16 protein-coding genes are annotated in these 16,920 nt (G+C 65.0%); 7 read left to right on the forward strand and 9 right to left on the reverse strand.

Features of this window, described 5'->3' with window-relative positions; translation table 11 throughout:
* Nucleotides 1–178 precede the first annotated feature (178 nt).
* Entirely contained in the window at nt 179–553 is a 375-nt protein-coding gene (locus ACVKN3_RS09170) for a response regulator (protein WP_285402460.1), read from the forward strand.
* 210 nt (nt 554–763) lie between these two features.
* Here the strand turns inward: ACVKN3_RS09170 and ACVKN3_RS09175 are convergent, their stop codons facing one another.
* Entirely contained in the window at nt 764–2,845 is a 2,082-nt protein-coding gene (locus tag ACVKN3_RS09175) for a catalase (protein ID WP_354514113.1), read from the reverse strand.
* Here ACVKN3_RS09175 and ACVKN3_RS09180 point away from each other — a divergent pair.
* Nucleotides 2,844–3,215, forward strand: a complete 372-nt coding sequence (locus ACVKN3_RS09180; protein WP_456991629.1) for a DUF3253 domain-containing protein — start codon at nt 2,844–2,846, stop codon at nt 3,213–3,215. The genes ACVKN3_RS09175 and ACVKN3_RS09180 overlap by 2 nt on opposite strands.
* A 47-nt stretch (nt 3,216–3,262) precedes the next feature.
* Here the strand turns inward: ACVKN3_RS09180 and ACVKN3_RS09185 are convergent, their stop codons facing one another.
* Nucleotides 3,263–5,158, reverse strand: coding sequence for a hypothetical protein (locus tag ACVKN3_RS09185; protein WP_354514111.1), 1,896 nt, complete (start codon nt 5,156–5,158; stop codon nt 3,263–3,265).
* Between the two features lie 678 nt (nt 5,159–5,836).
* Nucleotides 5,837–6,844 (reverse strand): hypothetical protein, encoded by a 1,008-nt coding sequence (locus tag ACVKN3_RS09190; RefSeq protein WP_185754436.1) that lies wholly within the window; start codon nt 6,842–6,844, stop codon nt 5,837–5,839.
* A gap of 499 nt (nt 6,845–7,343) precedes the next feature.
* Between ACVKN3_RS09190 and ACVKN3_RS09195 the strand changes: the two genes are divergently transcribed.
* On the forward strand, nt 7,344–8,213 hold the full coding sequence (locus ACVKN3_RS09195) for an NAD(P)-dependent alcohol dehydrogenase (RefSeq protein ID WP_354514109.1): 870 nt from the start codon (nt 7,344–7,346) through the stop codon (nt 8,211–8,213).
* A gap of 2 nt (nt 8,214–8,215) precedes the next feature.
* Complete coding sequence (locus ACVKN3_RS09200; protein ID WP_354514107.1) at nt 8,216–8,920, forward strand: helix-turn-helix transcriptional regulator; 705 nt, start codon at nt 8,216–8,218, stop codon at nt 8,918–8,920.
* 101 nt (nt 8,921–9,021) lie between these two features.
* On the opposite strand, the gene ACVKN3_RS09205 is transcribed toward ACVKN3_RS09200, so the two are convergent.
* The 5 genes from ACVKN3_RS09205 to ACVKN3_RS09225 are packed head-to-tail and all read right to left on the reverse strand — an operon-like array spanning nt 9,022 to nt 14,379.
* Nucleotides 9,022–10,968: a CocE/NonD family hydrolase gene (locus ACVKN3_RS09205; RefSeq protein WP_354514105.1), complete on the reverse strand. Its 1,947-nt coding sequence runs from the start codon at nt 10,966–10,968 to the stop codon at nt 9,022–9,024.
* A gap of 27 nt (nt 10,969–10,995) precedes the next feature.
* On the reverse strand, nt 10,996–11,778 hold the full coding sequence (locus tag ACVKN3_RS09210) for a hypothetical protein (RefSeq protein WP_354514103.1): 783 nt from the start codon (nt 11,776–11,778) through the stop codon (nt 10,996–10,998).
* Complete coding sequence (locus tag ACVKN3_RS09215) at nt 11,775–12,500, reverse strand: DUF3299 domain-containing protein (protein WP_285402471.1); 726 nt, start codon at nt 12,498–12,500, stop codon at nt 11,775–11,777. Before ACVKN3_RS09215 ends, ACVKN3_RS09210 begins: the two co-directional genes overlap by 4 nt.
* Nucleotides 12,497–13,747 carry an ABC transporter permease gene (locus tag ACVKN3_RS09220; protein ID WP_456991631.1) on the reverse strand — a complete coding sequence of 417 codons (1,251 nt, stop codon included), beginning with the start codon at nt 13,745–13,747 and terminating at the stop codon, nt 12,497–12,499. Before ACVKN3_RS09220 ends, ACVKN3_RS09215 begins: the two co-directional genes overlap by 4 nt.
* A gap of 5 nt (nt 13,748–13,752) precedes the next feature.
* A complete protein-coding gene (locus tag ACVKN3_RS09225) occupies nt 13,753–14,379 on the reverse strand; it encodes an ABC transporter ATP-binding protein (protein WP_285402573.1) in 627 nt (208 codons plus the stop codon).
* A gap of 116 nt (nt 14,380–14,495) precedes the next feature.
* Here ACVKN3_RS09225 and ACVKN3_RS09230 point away from each other — a divergent pair, with 116 nt between their 5' ends.
* Entirely contained in the window at nt 14,496–14,960 is a 465-nt protein-coding gene (locus ACVKN3_RS09230) for a MerC domain-containing protein (RefSeq protein WP_354514100.1), read from the forward strand.
* 126 nt (nt 14,961–15,086) lie between these two features.
* Nucleotides 15,087–16,043 carry an MASE1 domain-containing protein gene (locus ACVKN3_RS09235; protein ID WP_354514098.1) on the forward strand — a complete coding sequence of 319 codons (957 nt, stop codon included), beginning with the start codon at nt 15,087–15,089 and terminating at the stop codon, nt 16,041–16,043.
* Between the two features lie 28 nt (nt 16,044–16,071).
* On the opposite strand, the gene ACVKN3_RS09240 is transcribed toward ACVKN3_RS09235, so the two are convergent.
* Nucleotides 16,072–16,524: a hypothetical protein gene (locus ACVKN3_RS09240; protein ID WP_285402478.1), complete on the reverse strand. Its 453-nt coding sequence runs from the start codon at nt 16,522–16,524 to the stop codon at nt 16,072–16,074.
* A gap of 200 nt (nt 16,525–16,724) precedes the next feature.
* Here ACVKN3_RS09240 and ACVKN3_RS09245 point away from each other — a divergent pair, with 200 nt between their 5' ends.
* The gene (locus ACVKN3_RS09245; RefSeq protein WP_285402479.1) at nt 16,725–16,892 is read left to right on the forward strand and encodes a hypothetical protein; all 168 of its coding nucleotides are present in this window, start codon (nt 16,725–16,727) and stop codon (nt 16,890–16,892) included.
* Nucleotides 16,893–16,920 lie beyond the last annotated feature (28 nt).

Consider the following 16,920-nt stretch of genomic DNA (forward strand, 5'->3'; position numbering starts at 1 on the left):
CACTCGGACGCACGTTGGCCGCCCCTGTTCAGGAACGACCATCCTGCCGGGCAAGCGGCGCAACCGATCATCGCAAGTTCCTGCGATCTCGCGCGCATGGCAAAAATCGACATTTGTCACACACCGTTTCCACACCGGTTCGCGGAAGGTCGAACCTTCCCGCGGTGGACCCGAAATCATGCGAAACGACCTGTCGGACCGTACGACCTGCCTGCTTGTCGAAGACGACGACTCCGTAGCGGCCGCTTACAAGATGGTGCTCGAGGATGCCGGCATGCTGGTCTGCCAGGCGGTCGGATCGGAACCGGAAGCGCTCGACGCCATCCTGGCCGACCGTCCGGACGTGGCACTGCTCGACATCGACATCCACGGTGGCGATTCGCTCGGTGTCGCCACCACGTTGATCGCCAAGGATGTCGCCGTCGCCTTCGTCTCGGGCCATGCGCACGCCGATGTGCCCCGGCCGTTCTCGTCGCTGCCCTTCCTGCAGAAGCCGGTATCGCGCCGGGCGCTGCTGGACTTGGTGGAAACGCTGCGAAAGACTCGGACGTAGGGAACGCTGCCGTCGCTTGCAGGGTGCGTGGGGGAGGAGGTGTTGGATGGTCACCCGGCGTCTCGTCGCCACACCATGCGAATAACGGCGGTTCCCCTAGCAACTTCGCGACAGGCCCCGGCCGTGCCTGAAGATACAAAAAAAGCTCGCCAATAACGGCGAGCCTTTCCAGTCATCCCTGATTGCGCAGACTACGCGCCGACCGAACAGTCAGGCCAGCATGCGCACCTTCGCTTCACGATCGAAGAAGCGACCCTTCGCAGCCTCGACGAAGCCCGCCGTGTCGCTGGCAGCCAGCACACCCTCATCCGGCTGCAAGCCGGCGGCCTTGAACAGCGCACGCCCGCCATCGTCCAGCGCAATGGCCTTGAGATGTCCGAAGGCGTCGCGAACGAAGTCCACGGCAGCCGACTCCTTCACCAGCTGTGCCGCACCGTCGGCACTGAGCACGATGGCCACCGCATCGAAGTTGATCGAGGGCGTACCCGCCAGCTGACCGTCGGCGGCGAGTTTCTTGCCATCGGACAGCTTCGCCCCGCCGACCTTCGGTGCAACCAACTTGACCGTCGCGCCGGCCTTCTCGGCTGCCTTCGTCACGGCGGCCACGACCTTCGCGTCGGAGCCATCGTTGACCAGCACGCCTACCACGCGGCCTTTCAGCGTTTTCTTCATCTTGCCGATGATCTGCAGAGCCGGCGAAGCGGGCATCTCGACGACGCCGACCCGGGCCGGCGGTGCCGGCGGCAGGCTGTCCAGCGCAAGCCCTTCGGCAACTCGCTTCGCCAGCGATTCGTCGATGTGGCGAAGATGACCGACCATCGCGTCACGAATGTGCAGCGTTTCGACCTTGGACAGTTCGAACACGAGGGCCGAAGCGATGTGCGCCTGCTCGTACGCCGTCTGGCTGATGTAAAACAGGCGGGCCTGGCTGTAATGGTCGGCAAAGGTCTCGGCCCTGATCCGGCCGCGGACGCCCGATTCCTCGATGGCCGCCGAACGGAAACCGCGCGCCGGGTCTTCCTGCGGCGTGTCGCCCTGCAGCGAGCTGGGGCCATAGGCGACGCGGCCTTTGGGCACTTGGTGCTGCATGTGACCGTCGCGCTGGTGGTTGGCGAACGGGCACTTGGGTGCGTTGATCGGCAGCTGGTGGAAATTGGGCGAGCCCAGACGCGACAGCTGCGTATCCAGGTACGAGAACAGGCGACCCTGCAATAGCGGATCGTTGCTGAAATCGATGCCGGGGACCAGGTGCGACGGGCAGAAGGCCACCTGCTCGGTCTCGGCGAAGAAATTGTCGGGCCAGCGATCGAGCACCATCCGGCCGATGATCTTCAGCGGCACGGTTTCCTCGGGAATCAGCTTGGTCGCATCGAGGTGGTCGAACGGGAAGGCATCGGCCTCTTCCTCGGTGAACAGCTGCACGCCCAGTTCCCACTCCGGGAAATTGCCGGCCTGGATCGCCTCGAACAGGTCGCGCCGATGGAAATCGGGATCGGCGCCCGCCAGCTTCACGGCTTCATCCCACACGGTGGACTGCAGTCCCAGCTTCGGCCGCCAGTGAAACTTCACGAAGGTGCTCTTGCCTTCGGCGTTGACCAGGCGGAACGAATGGATGCCGAAGCCCTCGATCATGCGCAGCGACCGCGGGATCGTCCGATCCGACATCGCCCACATGATCATGTGCAGCGACTCAGGAGTGAGCGAGATGAAGTCCCAGAACGTATCGTGGGCACTGGCCGCCTGGGGGAAACCGCGGTCCGGCTCCATCTTCACCGCATGGATGAGATCGGGAAACTTGATCGCATCCTGGATGAAGAACACCGGGATGTTGTTACCCACCAGATCCCAGTTGCCTTCCTTCGTGTACAGCTTCACGGCGAAACCGCGGACGTCACGCGGCGTATCGACCGAGCCGGCACCACCGGCCACGGTCGAGAACCGGGTAAACAGGGGCGTCTTCTCCCCCACTTCGGTGAGCACGCGTGCGGTGGTGTACTCCGCCAGCGAGGCGGTGAGTTCGAAGAAACCATGGGCGCCCGATCCACGGGCGTGCACGATACGCTCGGGAATGCGCTCGTGATCGAAATGGGTGATCTTCTCGCGGAGGATGAAATCCTCCAGCAGCACCGGGCCGCGCTGCCCGACCTTCAACGAGTTCTGGTCGTCGCCGACCGTCAGACCCTGGTTGGTAGTCAACGGCGGATGCGAACCGCCGGCATGTTGATGGAGTTCGTCGCCGTTACCCCGTGCGTCTTGCGACGACGTGGGCGAAGGATTTTTCTTGCTGACCATGGCTGACCTCTGCTTGGTTGACTTCCCAAACATGCCCCGGTTCGTGTGGACACCGGGTGGTCGGATCGCAACGACATCTTCGTCACCGCTATGCATCTACTGTGATGCAATGGACATTGCTGCCTTGATCACGGATCTGCTGTCCCGCCGTTCGTCCGAGGCGTCGATCTGCCCCTCGGACGTGGCCCGCGCACTGGCCGACGACGAAACGACCTGGCGGGCCCTGATGCCCTCCGTGCGCGAGGTCGCCGCCGAGCTCGCCCGCCACGGCGTCATCATCGTTACCCAGGGAAAAAGCACGCTCGATCCTGCCGATATTGGGCATGGGCCGATACGCCTTCGCCGCGGCAAACGGTTTCCCCATAGCTAGCCATGGGCGCCCGGGCTCTCCCGGGCGCCCTCCCCTGGTGCGCGCGATCAGTCGCGCAGCACGCGTGCCGTGCGGTCGCGCAGGGCGATCACGTTGGACGCCTTGTAGAACGCGCGATCCACGGCGGCATGCGCGAACGCCGTGCCTTGCGGCATGTCCTGGATCGCGGTCTGCGCCACGCCCTCCCATTTGTTAGGCCGCAGCCATACCTTCATGCCCGTACCGCCGATGGCGAAACCGCAGCGCGTGGCGAGCACGTCGACGACGGTCGCCAGGGCTCTCTTGACCTCGGCCGTCGGCGTCTGCCTGTACGTTTTCCAGGCAGCCAACGCATCGCCCGCCGCCTTCTCCAAGGCAGCCAGCGCATCCGCCGACGGAACGGGAGCGGATGGCGCGGCCAGGAAGACATTGCCCGGTCGTGCCACCACCGTGCTGCATTCGTTGAGCAGGTCGGTTGCGATCTCGACGAAGAACGGATCGGGCACGACCACGTCCCGGCCGCCGTTGAGCCGCATGCCGTAGAGGTGGCGACTGAACCTGCTGGCCCCGGCGGTGCCGTCGGCGAACACCACATCACCGGAAAACGACCAGCGGGCGACCGACGGCATGCCGTTGTCGCCATCGCCGTCCAGCGGCAGGCCGAGCAACCCCCACAGCAACAGGCTGACGTAGCCGTCGCGCGTCAGCAGCTTGCGTTTCACGTCGCCCTGGAAAGCGAGATCCACCTCGGGCTCGATCTTCAGCGGGTCGGCATTGACCCGGGTCAGGAAGCCCTGCGCCAGCGTGGGATACAGCGACGACGACCGCGGGTCCCTGATCGCACCTTTGAGCTTGCACTCCCGCATGGACTTCAGCACCCAGTAGTCCTCCATGTTGCAGCCGGTAACACCGACTTTGGCGAACGCCTGTTTCTGCGCCAGCGAGATGAACCACGGCGAGGTACCACTGACTTCCGGTTTGACCGCGCTGCCGACGGCGTAGTTGGTCACCAGGGTCGCGATCACCGATTTAAGGGTCTGCCCCACGGCGATACCGGCTTCCTCCTTGCGGGTGTACGCCCGATCCACCTCGACCGCGCTGACCTTCAGGTTTTCGCATTCCGCAATGAAGTAGTCGTTGAGGGACGCGCCTTCGACCAGGCCCGGCAAGCCGAAGCGATAGATCCCGCCCTGGCTGCACAAGGCAACAGAGGGAACCCGCACGCCGGTGGCGTAGTCGTAGCCGACGTAGAGACTGGCACACAACGGCGACAGCGAGCCGGGGTTGTTCGCGGCGGTGGCACCGCCCTGGGCGCCGAAGCAGCTGATCCTCACCGGCCAGTCATTTTTCGCACCCGGATCGGCGATACGCGCCAGCTGGCTGGAAAGGGTGCCGATCATCATGAAGATGAATTCGATGTACGGCGACATCAGGTTCGGCTGCAGGCCCATTTCCGGCGAGCGGACGACGACGATGGGCGGCTGGTTGTTCTTCTCCTCACCCACGTCGAAGCGCACGACGGACAGGCACGGCCCTCGCCCGGCGAGCGGAACCTTCAGCTTCGCCGGGCTGGTCATGGTCGCCAGCGCATGCACGTCGATCCGGCGCAACACGTCGATGTTGCTCGCCCTCAGCTGCGCATCTCCCACGTCGTCACGCTCCAGGAAGACGGACATGGCGCGCGCCAGGATGCTTTCCACACGGGCGTTCTCACCCGTCGGGCCTTCACCCTGCAGCGCCTCCGCGTGCGCGTACGCGATATGGCGCACGCGCGCGGCGTAACGGCTCAGCGGCCATTCGAGGATCGGACCGTCGGGACTGACCTCACCACGTTCGACCAGGATCACCGGCCGCCGTGTCGTGGCGTCGGCCTTCTTCACCTCACGGTCGAGCAACCCGTTGAGTACCGTATTGACCTCTTCGTCCATGAAACCCAGGTAGACGTCTATCAGCTTGTCGGACATGTCTTTCGCCTCGCTTGTCCCGGCACATGCCGGCAAGCCATCGTCGGCAACCACGCGGTGGTCGCCCATCGGCGAAACGCTGATTTTTTTCAGTCTAGGAGCACATCATGCCCTGGCGCCCTTCTGGGCGAACGCTTACATCACGGCTTCGCAACGCAGAAGCAGATCGGACTTCGACCAATCAGTCCAGCATGCAGCTGCAAGATGGGAGGATGCAGGCTTGGGTTAAACAGCGATTAAGGCCGACCAGTTCAAGTCAAAACGGTGCTTAGTCGAGGAAGCGCTGGATAATCACGCATTATCCAGCGTCGCAATCCTCACGTCTTCAACCTAATGACATTAGAACAACGCTATGTCAGCCGGCACCCGCAATGGCGAAACCGATCGATACGCAGATGAGCAAAATCCCTGCGATCGTCACGGCTTTTACTGTACTCGACGTCCCGAAGTTACCGGTTACGTATTCGCCATGTATCTCGCTGATCCGCAGTCGAGAGGAAGGAGACGGCACAAATGCCTCTCGCCAAGCGAGCAAGAAGAGTCCGCACATGCCAAGGGCACTGGCATAGTTCGGCTTAAGACATACTCCCATCACGCCTATGACCGCCAGGCACGCAGCATAGACTTGCTGTTTACGTGGCACCTTATTTGGCATTGCCATCTTTTGCCACTCCTCCGCTACCAGCCACAACCGCCGCCACTTTCGTAATAATCTTCCATAGGGGAAGACACATCCCAGTCGCCGCTAGGGTTGCCGCTATTGGTAATCGCGAAGCCGAACATGTCGTCCCAGGCGGACTGATAGTGACCCTGCTCAATTTCACTCACTGCATCGTGATATGCGGTCACAGTGCCGTCAATGGTGCCTCCGATTGCATCGCCCAAGTCCGGATCATACTCGTCGATCAGTCCATTGATTTGCGTACCAAGTTCGTAACCAGCTCCGGCAGCCGCTGTCAGTCGCCCTCCCGCAAACATCGCCGTCTCGGCCAGTGCGCCTGCGGGACTGAGACTGCCCACCGGCGCGGTCCGATAGTCGAGATAAATTTCATTGAGCGTCATATCCACCGTCGGCGCAGGGCTTGTGCCCATCTTGGAAATGCCCCCAGCTCTTATGTCCGAAGCTAAAAGGGGCGTCTGAACAACATCCATGCGGTTGGTAAATGATTCCCTCACCGAGGCTGGTGCGTAGTTAATCACAGCCGTACGCACTGCCTGTTGATCGAAAGCTCGCGCTACGCGAATCATGCCTTCGTCGCTTACACGGCTTGCAAGCGTTTTGAGTAGTGGAGTGGATTGCGTACCGGCGACGTCCTGATAGTGGCGGGCTAGTGCGACGAGCTCCTTGTCCGATAGTCGACCGAGAAGTGTTTCGGTGGGCCCGTTAGCGAAGTTTGCCTCGATAACCGACGCAAAGTTCTTATGGATAGCCTCCGGAGTAGTTCCGATGACCAGCGCAGCGGACCCGACTCCTGCTACTTTTGATGACTTAGTGGTCAATATTTTTGCGCTTAAGCCGCGGGGCGATGCGTGTTTAAGGTCCCCCCAAGGGTTTGTATCTCCGCCGTCCCCGCACGTCGGAAGCAGGTTGGGTTGGATATGCGTCGGTGTCTGCATCGAAAACACGGGTGACGTGAGTACGCACGCGAGCGCCATACCGACCGCTACTTGGACGCGAATTTTCATCGAACCATTCCTTGCGTTTGCATCCCCTGCCAGAAGCAACGTAATCCTCTGGAGTGTGGGTCAGGAAGTCGCAAGTATCTTCGACATACTCGCCACAAACTTAATGCGTCGCTAGTCCAATCATAGATGCTTGAATGCGAATGGCCCTAGCGTCGATTGATCGACGAAAAACACGCAATTAGCTACGAAGTATGACTAATCGGCAAACGATTCTTGTGACGCAAGTCGCGCAAATCGCAGCCATGAACGCCACCACCGAGTCGAGTGAACGACCCGCAAGTCCCCTCTGCTTGTCCCGGCAGATGCCTGCAAGACATGGTCGAGACCTCGGATGTGGTCGACCATCGACGAAACGCTTATTTTCGGGGTAGGCGCGCGCTGCGAGGATGGTGCCAATAACTGTCACCAAGGGCCGCTAGGTTGACCGCCACCTCCCCGATGGCGTGCGTGCGATCCCATGCAGAGAATCCAATACGACAGCTACGGCGGTCCGGAAAACATGTACCTCGCCGACTTCGACCTGCCTGCACCCGGCGCGGCCTTCGCGGCGATAAACCCCATCGACTGGAAACAGCGCAACGGTGAAGTGAAGATGGTCACCGGCAAGCGATTTCCGAGGGCACTGGGCATGGACCTCTCGGGGACCGTGATCGCCGTTGGACACGGCGTCACGCGTTTCGCGCCGGGCGATGCGGTCTTCGGGCTGGCCCGATTCAAGGAGAGCGGCGCCCTGGCGCAGTCGGTGGTGACCCGGAGCGACTTCCTGGCCCGGAAACCGCACAACCTATCGTTCGAGGAGGCGGCCTGCCTTGGCACGCCCGGCATCACCGCCTGGAACGTGTTGCTGGGAAAAACGGCGTTGCGACCCGGGGCGCATATGTTCGTCACCGGCTGCGGGGGCGCGATCGGCGAAGCGGTGGCACAACTGGCGCGTGTGGCCGGCGTCGCCGTATCGGGTAGCTGCGGGGCCGGCGACATCGCGCGCATGACCGCGCTCGGCCTCCGCGAGGTCTACGACTACCGGAAGACACGACCGGCCGATATTCCCGGTGGCTTCGACGCGGTGCTGGACGCCGCCGCGGTGCTCTCCGTGTCCACGGGCATGGCGATGCTTCGGCCCGGCGGCGTGCTAATGGACCTGAACCCGAAAGTGCCGACGTTCCTTCGCGCGCTGGTGGATCGTCGACTGAAACCGGTCATCGCATCGCCTCGCGCTGATATCCTCGACGCCATTGCCGAAGCCGCCAGTCAAGGCCGCTTTCGCATCCGGGTGGGGGAAACCGTTTCCCTCGACAACGCGATCCGCCTGATCACCGAGCTGGAAAAAGGCCGCAGGCTCGGCGGCAAGGGTGTCGTCGCGATGGAATGATCATGGCCAGAAGCCATCGCCTGTTCGACCTGATGCAGGTACTTCGTCGCCACCGCATGGCGGTGGCCGGCGAAGTGCTGGCGAATGAAATGGGCGTCTCGTTGCGAACGATCCGCCGGGATATCGCCACGCTCCAGGACATGGGCGCCGATATCACGGGCGAGCCCGGCATTGGCTACGTCATGAAGCCGGGCTTCCTGCTCCCGCCCTTGTCGTTCACGGACGACGAAATCCAGGCGCTGGTGATCGGCGGACAATGGGTCAGCCGTCAGTCGGACGACGCGCTCACCGCCGCCATGCGAAATGCCCTGGCCAAGATCACCGCCGTACTACCCGCCCAGGCGCGGCCCCGTGTCGACGATGACGCCTTCTATGTCGGTGTGCGCGAGAAGCCGACCGCCGCCATCGAACTGGGCGCCCTGCGCCGCGCGTTGCGCGACCAGTGCAAGCTACGCATCGTATTGTCCGTGGACAATGCACCGAAGACACCACAAGTGGTGTGGCCGATCATGCTGGCCTTCATCGACGGCAAGCGCTATATCGCCGCCTGGTGTGAATTCGACAGCGTATACCGCGTGATCTCACTGCATGACGTGGCCGAAGCCAGCGTGCTCACCGAGCGTTATCCGCGCAACCGCCGACAACTCGTGCGCGAGTGGCGTTCTCTGCGCCTGCTTCCATGCAACGCCAGCGGCGAGGTGTGCTGACCGACCCTGAAAAAGCCCACAAAATTGCCGCTACCGCACGTCGCTGAGGCAACGTGCGGTAGCGGCACCGGACTACCGGGACATCCCGCCGTGAGCCCGGATCAGTTCCCCACCACCGGTAGCTCGATGTACGTGCCGTCCGCACCGCCCAGCGACACGGTCTGCGTAGCCATGCGGTAATCCGTCGGCTGCGCGAACAGGATGTTCGGCACGAAGGTCTGCGGATTGCGGTCGTACAACGGGAACCAGCTGGACTGCACCTGCACCATGATGCGGTGGCCGGGCAGGAACGCGTGGTTGGCATTGGGCAGGCTGAAATCATAGGCCAGCGGCACATTCGGCGTGATCGCCTTGCCGACGGTGAACCCTTCGCGGTAACGGCCACGGAAGATATCCATGGCGATGCCCAGCTGATAGCCACCCATCTCCGGCTGCGCCGCTACCTGGTCGGGATACACGTCGATCAGCTTCACCACCCAGTCGCTGTCCGTGCCGGTGGTGCTGGCCACCAGGTGCACCTTCGGCTGGCCGCTGATGCGCACGGGCGCGGTCAGCACGGGTGTGGTGAAGGTCAGCACATCGGGGCGCGACGACGCGTTGCGCTGGTCGCTGGTCAGCCAGTGCTGCCAGCCCGTGCCGGACATCGTGCCGACGGGCCGCGGACGGTACGGCACCGGGTGCGCCGGATCGGAGACGTACTGGGCCGTGCCGGCGGGCTCACTCGCACTGCGGCCGAGCACCAGCGAGCCGTTCGCGCCGGGGCGCAGGCGGGTGGGTGTCGCGGCGCCCTTGCCGTCCATCGGCCACGACGGCCCGGTTTCCCAGCGGTTGTCACCGGTGACATAGGCGTTGACCGGGGCGGTGATGGCCGGGCCGTCCTTCAGGTACTGCGCAAGGAACGGCCGCAGGATCTTCTGGCGGAAATACAGACCCGTGTCGGAACCGAAACGCACGGCACCCAGGCTCGAGCCGTCGCCGACCTCCTGCCCGTGGAACCACGGACCGGCGACGAGGAACAGCTTGTGCGCGTCGTCGTGCGGCTTCATCGCCTTGTACACGGCGAACGCACCGTAGATGTCTTCCTGGTCCCACAGGCTGGCGACCAGCATGGTCGGCACGCTGACCGGCTCGCGGGCCAGCGCCTTGTCCACCGCCTGCCCGGACCAGAACGTATCGTACGCAGGATGGGCCGCCAGCTTGTTCCAGAAGCCGAGCTGCTCCATGCCGTACTGCTTCGCGATCGCCCCGGCGGAGACGCCCTCCAGGAAGAACTGGTAATCGTCCGCGTAGTTGGACCACCACTTGTGTGCATTCTTGCGCGAGGCGGTCTGCTCGTAGATGTATTCGAGGTTCTGCTGTCGGAAGGCGCCGTGGTGGAACCAGTCGTCGCCCATCCAGCCGTCCACCATCGGGTTCATCGGCACCGCGGCCTTGAGCGCAGGATGCGGGTGCACCAGGGCCATCAACGGCTCGAACCCGTCGTAGGAGATACCCAGGATGGCGACACGCCCGTTGCTTTCCGGCACGTGTTTCACCAGCCAGTCGATGGTGTCGTAGGCATCGGTGGAGTCGTCCACCGGCGTGGGATTGAGCGGACCGCGCAGGGGGCGGTTCATCACGTAATCGCCTTCGGAACCGTACTTGCCGCGGATATCCTGCACGACGCGGATATAGCCGTCCTGCACGAGCACATCGCTGGCGTCGTCGTCGTGGCTGACGGCCACGCCCAGGTGGCCGCTCTCCACCGCGCTGGTCATCTCGGTGGCGTCGTAGGGCGTGCGCGTGAACAGGATGCCCGCATGCGTGGCGCCCCGCGGCACCAGGATCACGGTGTGCAGCTTCACGCCGTCGCGCATGGGAATCATCACGTCGCGCGAATCGTAGTCGAAGGCGTCATGCACCGGCTTGAACGAGGCCGGTGTTTCGCTCGGCAACGCCGCGTAAGTACCCTTGGCCGGCGGTGTATCGCCGGCGATGGCGGGAGCGGCAAGCGCGATCGACAGGGCCACGGCCAGCAGGGAATAACGTTGCGTCGGGAGGGCTTTCAAGAAGGCGGGTCCTGGTGGGTTAGAGAACTATTGGCACGTGGCGGGCATGCGGCCTACCGCGTCGCGTATCTGCATGGCGGCGGCATCCGCCTCGCCGGCCTTCGCGCACAGCGAACGCACGCGCTCGCGGCCCTGGGCGCGCAGGCCCGCGCATTGCCACGCGCGGGGCGCATCCAGCGGCAGGACGGCGTAGGCCACCTTGCCACATTCGTCGCGCGCGCGGTCGGCCAGGGAACGGTTCGTGAATTCCTGCGGTATCACGACCATGGTCGGGTCGAAATAGCTGTCCGGAAACGCGGCGGCATAGCGCTCCGTATCCAGTCGCTGGGTAAAGTCGCCGATAGTCAGGTCGAACGGCCCGCTGCACGGCGCACGACCGGACACGTCACGCACCGCCGCAAGCAGGTAGGTGCGCCCTGTCGGTTGCGTGCCGATCGCTTCCGTGACGCCCGCGAGCATCGGCAACCGCGCCTGGGCCGCCATGGCAGCCAGCTCGTGCGCATGCGCAGGCTGGCACCGTGAGCGCAACGAGGCGACGACGAGGAAGATCGTGTCGTTGGCGAACGCCGCGTTCGTCTGCAGCAGGGGTCCCAGCTGTTCCGTCCCCGTGCCGCGGGCGATGATCGCGGGCGGAGGCATCGGCGGATCGGGCGGTGCCGGGCTCGCGGACGACGGTTCGACCGTCGTGGCCGGTGGTGTCCGCTCGCCCGTCCCCCGCTCGTCCGCCTGCCAGGACAGCAGTAAGGCCAGCGCCGTGGCCATGACGCCCGCCACCAGCATCCACACGCGACCGCGGCGAAGCGCCGTCATTCGAACGCGCGTCGCAGGCGCTCGTCGTCATCGTTGCGGTACGGCTCGAGGGTGGCGTCCTCCATCGTGTACGCGGACGAGGCCATGGCGTTCTGCGTCACCTGCGTGCGCATGACCCCCTTGAGGGTGACCGGGTCGTACAGACTGGGCGTATCGATACCCTTGCTCAGGCGCACGTGCACCAGCATGTTCGGCGGCGGGGGCGGCACGTGGATGCACGCGCCGTAGAACGGCACGAAGAAGAACTCGATCATCTTGCCGTCGTCGTCCGACTCCAGCGGCACCACGTAGCCCGGCAGGCGGATTTTCTTGCCTTCCAGCGCCGCCACGGTATGCAGCGTGCCCACCTGCTTCATCCGCTGGTTGCCGACGTGCAGCACCGGTGGCGCGTCTTCCAGCGCCTTGAAATCCTCCGGCGGCACCATCTTGCTCCAGTCGAGGTCGGCAAAGCCGTTTTCGTCGACGGGACCGAGCAGGCCAGCGCCGGGCGGCGCGCTTGCCTTCGCCACGCCATGGGCGGCGGCGTAGGCATTGGCGGCGGCGACACCTTCGGCGCCCGCTTTCGCGCGTTCCCGACGCCCCTGGTCCGCGGCGGCCTGCGCCTGGGCCAGGGCCGAGGTGGCGGTACCGGCGGGTGCGGATGCGGCGTCGTCGGCACCGCGCGAGCAGGCCGCCGTCAGCAACAGCACGGTGACGGCCAGGCCGCACGCACGCGCGATCACAGGCGCACCTGCAGGCCATCGGCCAGCGAGCGGCGGTAGGCGATCCATCCGGGTATGCATCCGGAGAGGGAGCCGAGTACCAGCACGCCCAGCAGCAACCATCCCTCCTGCGGCGCGGGCGTGGCGTCGAGCACCAGGCCGGCGTTGGCCAGCACGTAGTCGTGCGCAAACCCCGTGGCGACGAACAGCAGCAGGCAGCCGGCCAGCATGCCGGCCAGGGTCAGCAACGTGCTCTCGGCCACCAGCAGTGCGAACACGGTGCGGGTGGAGGCGCCCACCGCACGCAGCACGGCCATCTCGCGGCGACGTTCGTTGAGCATGCCGAGCAAGGCCGTGAGCATGCCGCACATGCCGACCAGCACCACCATGGCGCTGACCAGGCGCAGCGCGTTTTCCGCCGTGCCCAGCAGGTGCCACAGTTCACCCAGCGCCACGCCGGGCAGCACGGCCAGCAAGGCTTCGTCGGGGTACTCGTTCAAGGCACGCTGCACGGCGAAGGCGGACAGCCGCGAGTGCAGCCCCACCAGGCAGGCGGTGATCGCACGCGGGGTCAGGTCCATGTGGCGTGCCTGCTCGGCGCTGGAGGCCATGCCGGGCAGGCGTACGCCGGAACGCCAGTCCACGTGGATCGCCTCGATGGCTTCCAGGCTGACCGCGATGGTCGCATCCACCGGCGTGCCGGTCGGTGCGAGCACGCCGGCGATACGGAACGGCTTATCGGAGTGCATGGCCGTGGCGGGTCCGCCCAGGCCGTGCGCCAGCACGATCGAGTCGCCGACCGCGTAATGCAGGCGCCGGGCCACTTCCGCGCCGATCACCGCGTCATACAGGTCGTTGAACGGATGGCCGGATGCGAACACCAGTGGCTTGCGCGCGCCGTAGCGGTAGTGCACGAAGAAATCGGTGGTGGTGCCGGTCACCCGGTAGCCACGGTGCGAATCGCCCAGCGACAGCGGCACCGTCCAGGCCACCTCGGGCATGGCGCGGATGTCCTGGTACGTTTTCCAGGTAATGTTGTTGGTAGCCTCGCCGACATGGAACACGGCGTACAGCAAGAGGTTGACCGGGCCCGACCGCGCGCCCACCAGCAAGTCGGTACCGGACACGGTGCTGGCGAACCCCTGCCGTGCATCGGTGCGCACGCGCTCCACACCCAGCAGCAGGAAGACACTCAGCGCGATGGTGAGCACCGTGAGGGCTACGCCGGCGCGACGCTGGCGCAGGCTTTTCAGCGTAAGGCGAAGGATGTTCATCAGGCGACCATCCGGTGGGAGGGTGCGTCGCCGAGGACAAGCGCGCGATCGAAGTGCGTGGCCAGCGCCATGTCGTGGCTGACGAACACCACGCCGGTGCCGTGCCGCGTGCACTCGCTCAGCAGCAGCTGCAGGAACGTGTCGCGGGCCTGGGTATCCAGCGCCGAGGTCGGCTCGTCGGCCACCACCAGTTCAGGGCCGCCGATCAGCGCACGCGCCGCCGCGACGCGCTGTTGCTGCCCGACGCTCAGTTCCCCCGTCTTGCGTCGCGAGAGCGCGCGCTGGTCCAGCCCCAGCGCACCCAGCAGGCGCGCCGCCTCGAAACGCACCGCGCCAGCCCTCGCCGTGCGCGTGCGCGACCACGCGCAGCCGAGCAGTACGTTTTCGATGGGGTCCAGGAACGGCAGCAGGTTGAACTGCTGGAAGATGTAGCCGAGGTGGTCCGCCCGGAAACGATCGCGTGCCGACGAGCCCAGTGACGACAGCGGTGTGCCCAGCACCTCGACCTCGCCCGCGCTGGGCGTGAGGACACCGGCGATCAGGCCGAGCAGCGTGCTCTTGCCGCTTCCGCTGGGCCCGCACAGGAACAACCGCTCGCCGCGCGCCACCTCGAAGTCGTCCAGCATCAGCACCGCATCCGACGATGGCCAGGCGAATCGAAGCCCACGGCAACGCAATACACCATCCCACTGCCGCTCGCTCATGACGCCATCTCAATCTGTTATGTTATAACATAAGTTACATGACCTGCCTCGTACCGCGCCAGCCCTCCCGCTCATTCGATCGCTTTGCCTCTTTCTGGGCCATCGGCTGCGCCATCCATTGCCTGGCCCTGCCCCTGCTCCTATTCGCGGTGCCTTCGCTTTATCTTGCGCTGTATTCCTTCCATGCCCCGCACCGGGCACTCGCCATGGCGTTACTGCGGTTGATCAGCCTGGAGCCCTGGTTCGTGGGCACGGGCGCACTCATCAGCGCGCTGGCGATGGCGCGTGGCGCCTGGTACCACCGACGCGTCGGCCCGGCCTTGCTGGCGGCGGCCGGCATCCTTGCGTTGTTCGGCTCGTGGTATGTCGCGGGCGTCGGTGCCGGCTGGATGCATCCGCTGGGCGTCGCCTGCGGCGCCAGCGCCCTCGTGGTGGCGCACGCCTGGAACCTCAGGCATTTGCGGCCGTTCGCTGCGCGGAAACGGCAAGCGTTGAAAAACTGACGGCGCACGGTGTGTTCGTAAAGGATTTCACACGCACAATCGCCCGTACAGGTCGTGGCAGGGGCGACCGACGGGGGCGCTGGCCCGCAGGCCGACGCCGTTGGCGAACCATGTAAGGAGACGAACGTGCAGGATGCGGAACCGAAACGGATCTCGATCGGCGCACTGATGGCCATCGCCGCGGCCTACGCCGCCTGTTACGAACTGACGCAACATGTCTCGTTTTCCCACTGGAACCTGTCGTCCGGCCTTCGGCTGTCCGCGTTGATGCTGGTGCCGCGTCGTTACTGGCCAGCGTTGCTGCTCGGCGAGACGCTGCCGGTCATCGAGCATGCCGTGCTGTTCGCGCCACGCTTCGGCCTGAACTGGGCGCTGGTCACGGGCATACCGGTGATCGCGCTATGCATGCCGGTCGTCGCGCTGGTGCGCCGGAAGCTCGCCCTGCATCGCGCGGACGGCTCGCTCAATATCGGCCTGATCCTGGCCACCACCCTGGTGTGCGCGCTGCTCAACGCCGGCCTGAACGATCTGGCGCTGCGTGCGGCACTGGCCGCCGCGCCCGGTGCATGGCCCGACCTGGATGCACGCACCTACTTCTTCGCCTACCTGTTGGGCTCCTACCTGGGCGCCCTGACCCTCACCCCCTCCATCCTGGCGCTGAAGACGGCTTTCGACGCGCCCGCGTCCCTGAAATGGCTGCACGGTGGCCTCCGCCCGCGCACGGCCGCACTGATCGTCGCGGCAGCCTCGGGCATGCTGGCGGTCGGCCTGCTGGCAAGTCACACACAGGACGGCCTGCTGATGGCGCTGCGCCTGAGCGTTGCGCTACCGGTGCTGGCTCTCACACTGCGCTTCGGCTGGCAAGGCGGTGCGCTGGCCGGCCTGGTGGCCAGCGTGGTCCTGGCCACCACGTCGACGACGCTGCTAGACCCACCGATGATCAACGCGCAGATCGCCCTCGCCTTCGTCCTCTCCGGCGCCTTGCTGATCGGTATCCCCATTGCCCGGATCAAGATGGCGCGGCTCACGCGCGCTCGCGCCCTCGACGATCCGGCCCACGGTGGGACGGCGGTATCGGACTGACGCCCGCCGCCCAGGTTCCGGTTCCGGTTTACTGAAAGGTGCTCGAGCACTCCGCGGGATTCTTGCAGTCGGAAGGCACGGCCTGCAGATACACGATGCCGCCCGGGCTGGTCACGACGGTGATCGTGATCGTGTCGTCGCGATACACGATGGTGCGCGTACCGGCGGGACGCATTGCCGACCGTTCGCTGGGCGTGGCCACACGGGCCGCATCCAGGCCGATCGGCAGGCCCACGATGTCCTTCCCTGCATAGGCGAAGGCGCCCCGCACATTGCCGTGCAGATCGTTGACCTGGACATAGCGCGTGCCCAGCCGCTCGAAAACGAAGACGTGGTAGGCCGAACTGGCACTCACGTCCGACGCGTTGGGCCACGCCTGGCCCAGGCCGGTGGAAGCGAACCCCTGGGCGAACACCGGTGCGGCGACGACCGACAACGCCGTGGCAAAACACAGCGGAAGCAAACGAAAAACTGAGCGCATGGCAGTCTCTGGCCGTGGAGGTGGGATTAGCCTAGCCCAGCCGAAAATCCCGATTGCGCGAATACGGCAGATCGTCCCGGGCGCCGCCTTACACCGAACTAACAATCGAAGGCGCATGGTGCAGTTACCGTCCGGCGCGCCGGGCGGCATCCCTCGCGCGTGATTTCGCCTGGTCGACCCAACGCCGCTTCTGGAATGTCATGCCCCCTCTGAAACCCGACAACCGCTTCCCCAAGGGAGCCCCGGCCGACCGTTCGTCCGCCGCCTTCGTTTCATACGTGTATTCGCACTCCCGCCGCGCGCCACTGCCCGAGGTGCCGCGTGCGCCGGCCAAGGCCCGCAAGGGCAAGACGGCCGGCCAGGCGTAGTTTCCCCACGCTAGAATCCCACCTCATA

Source organism: Luteibacter sp. PvP120 (assembly GCF_054055715.1).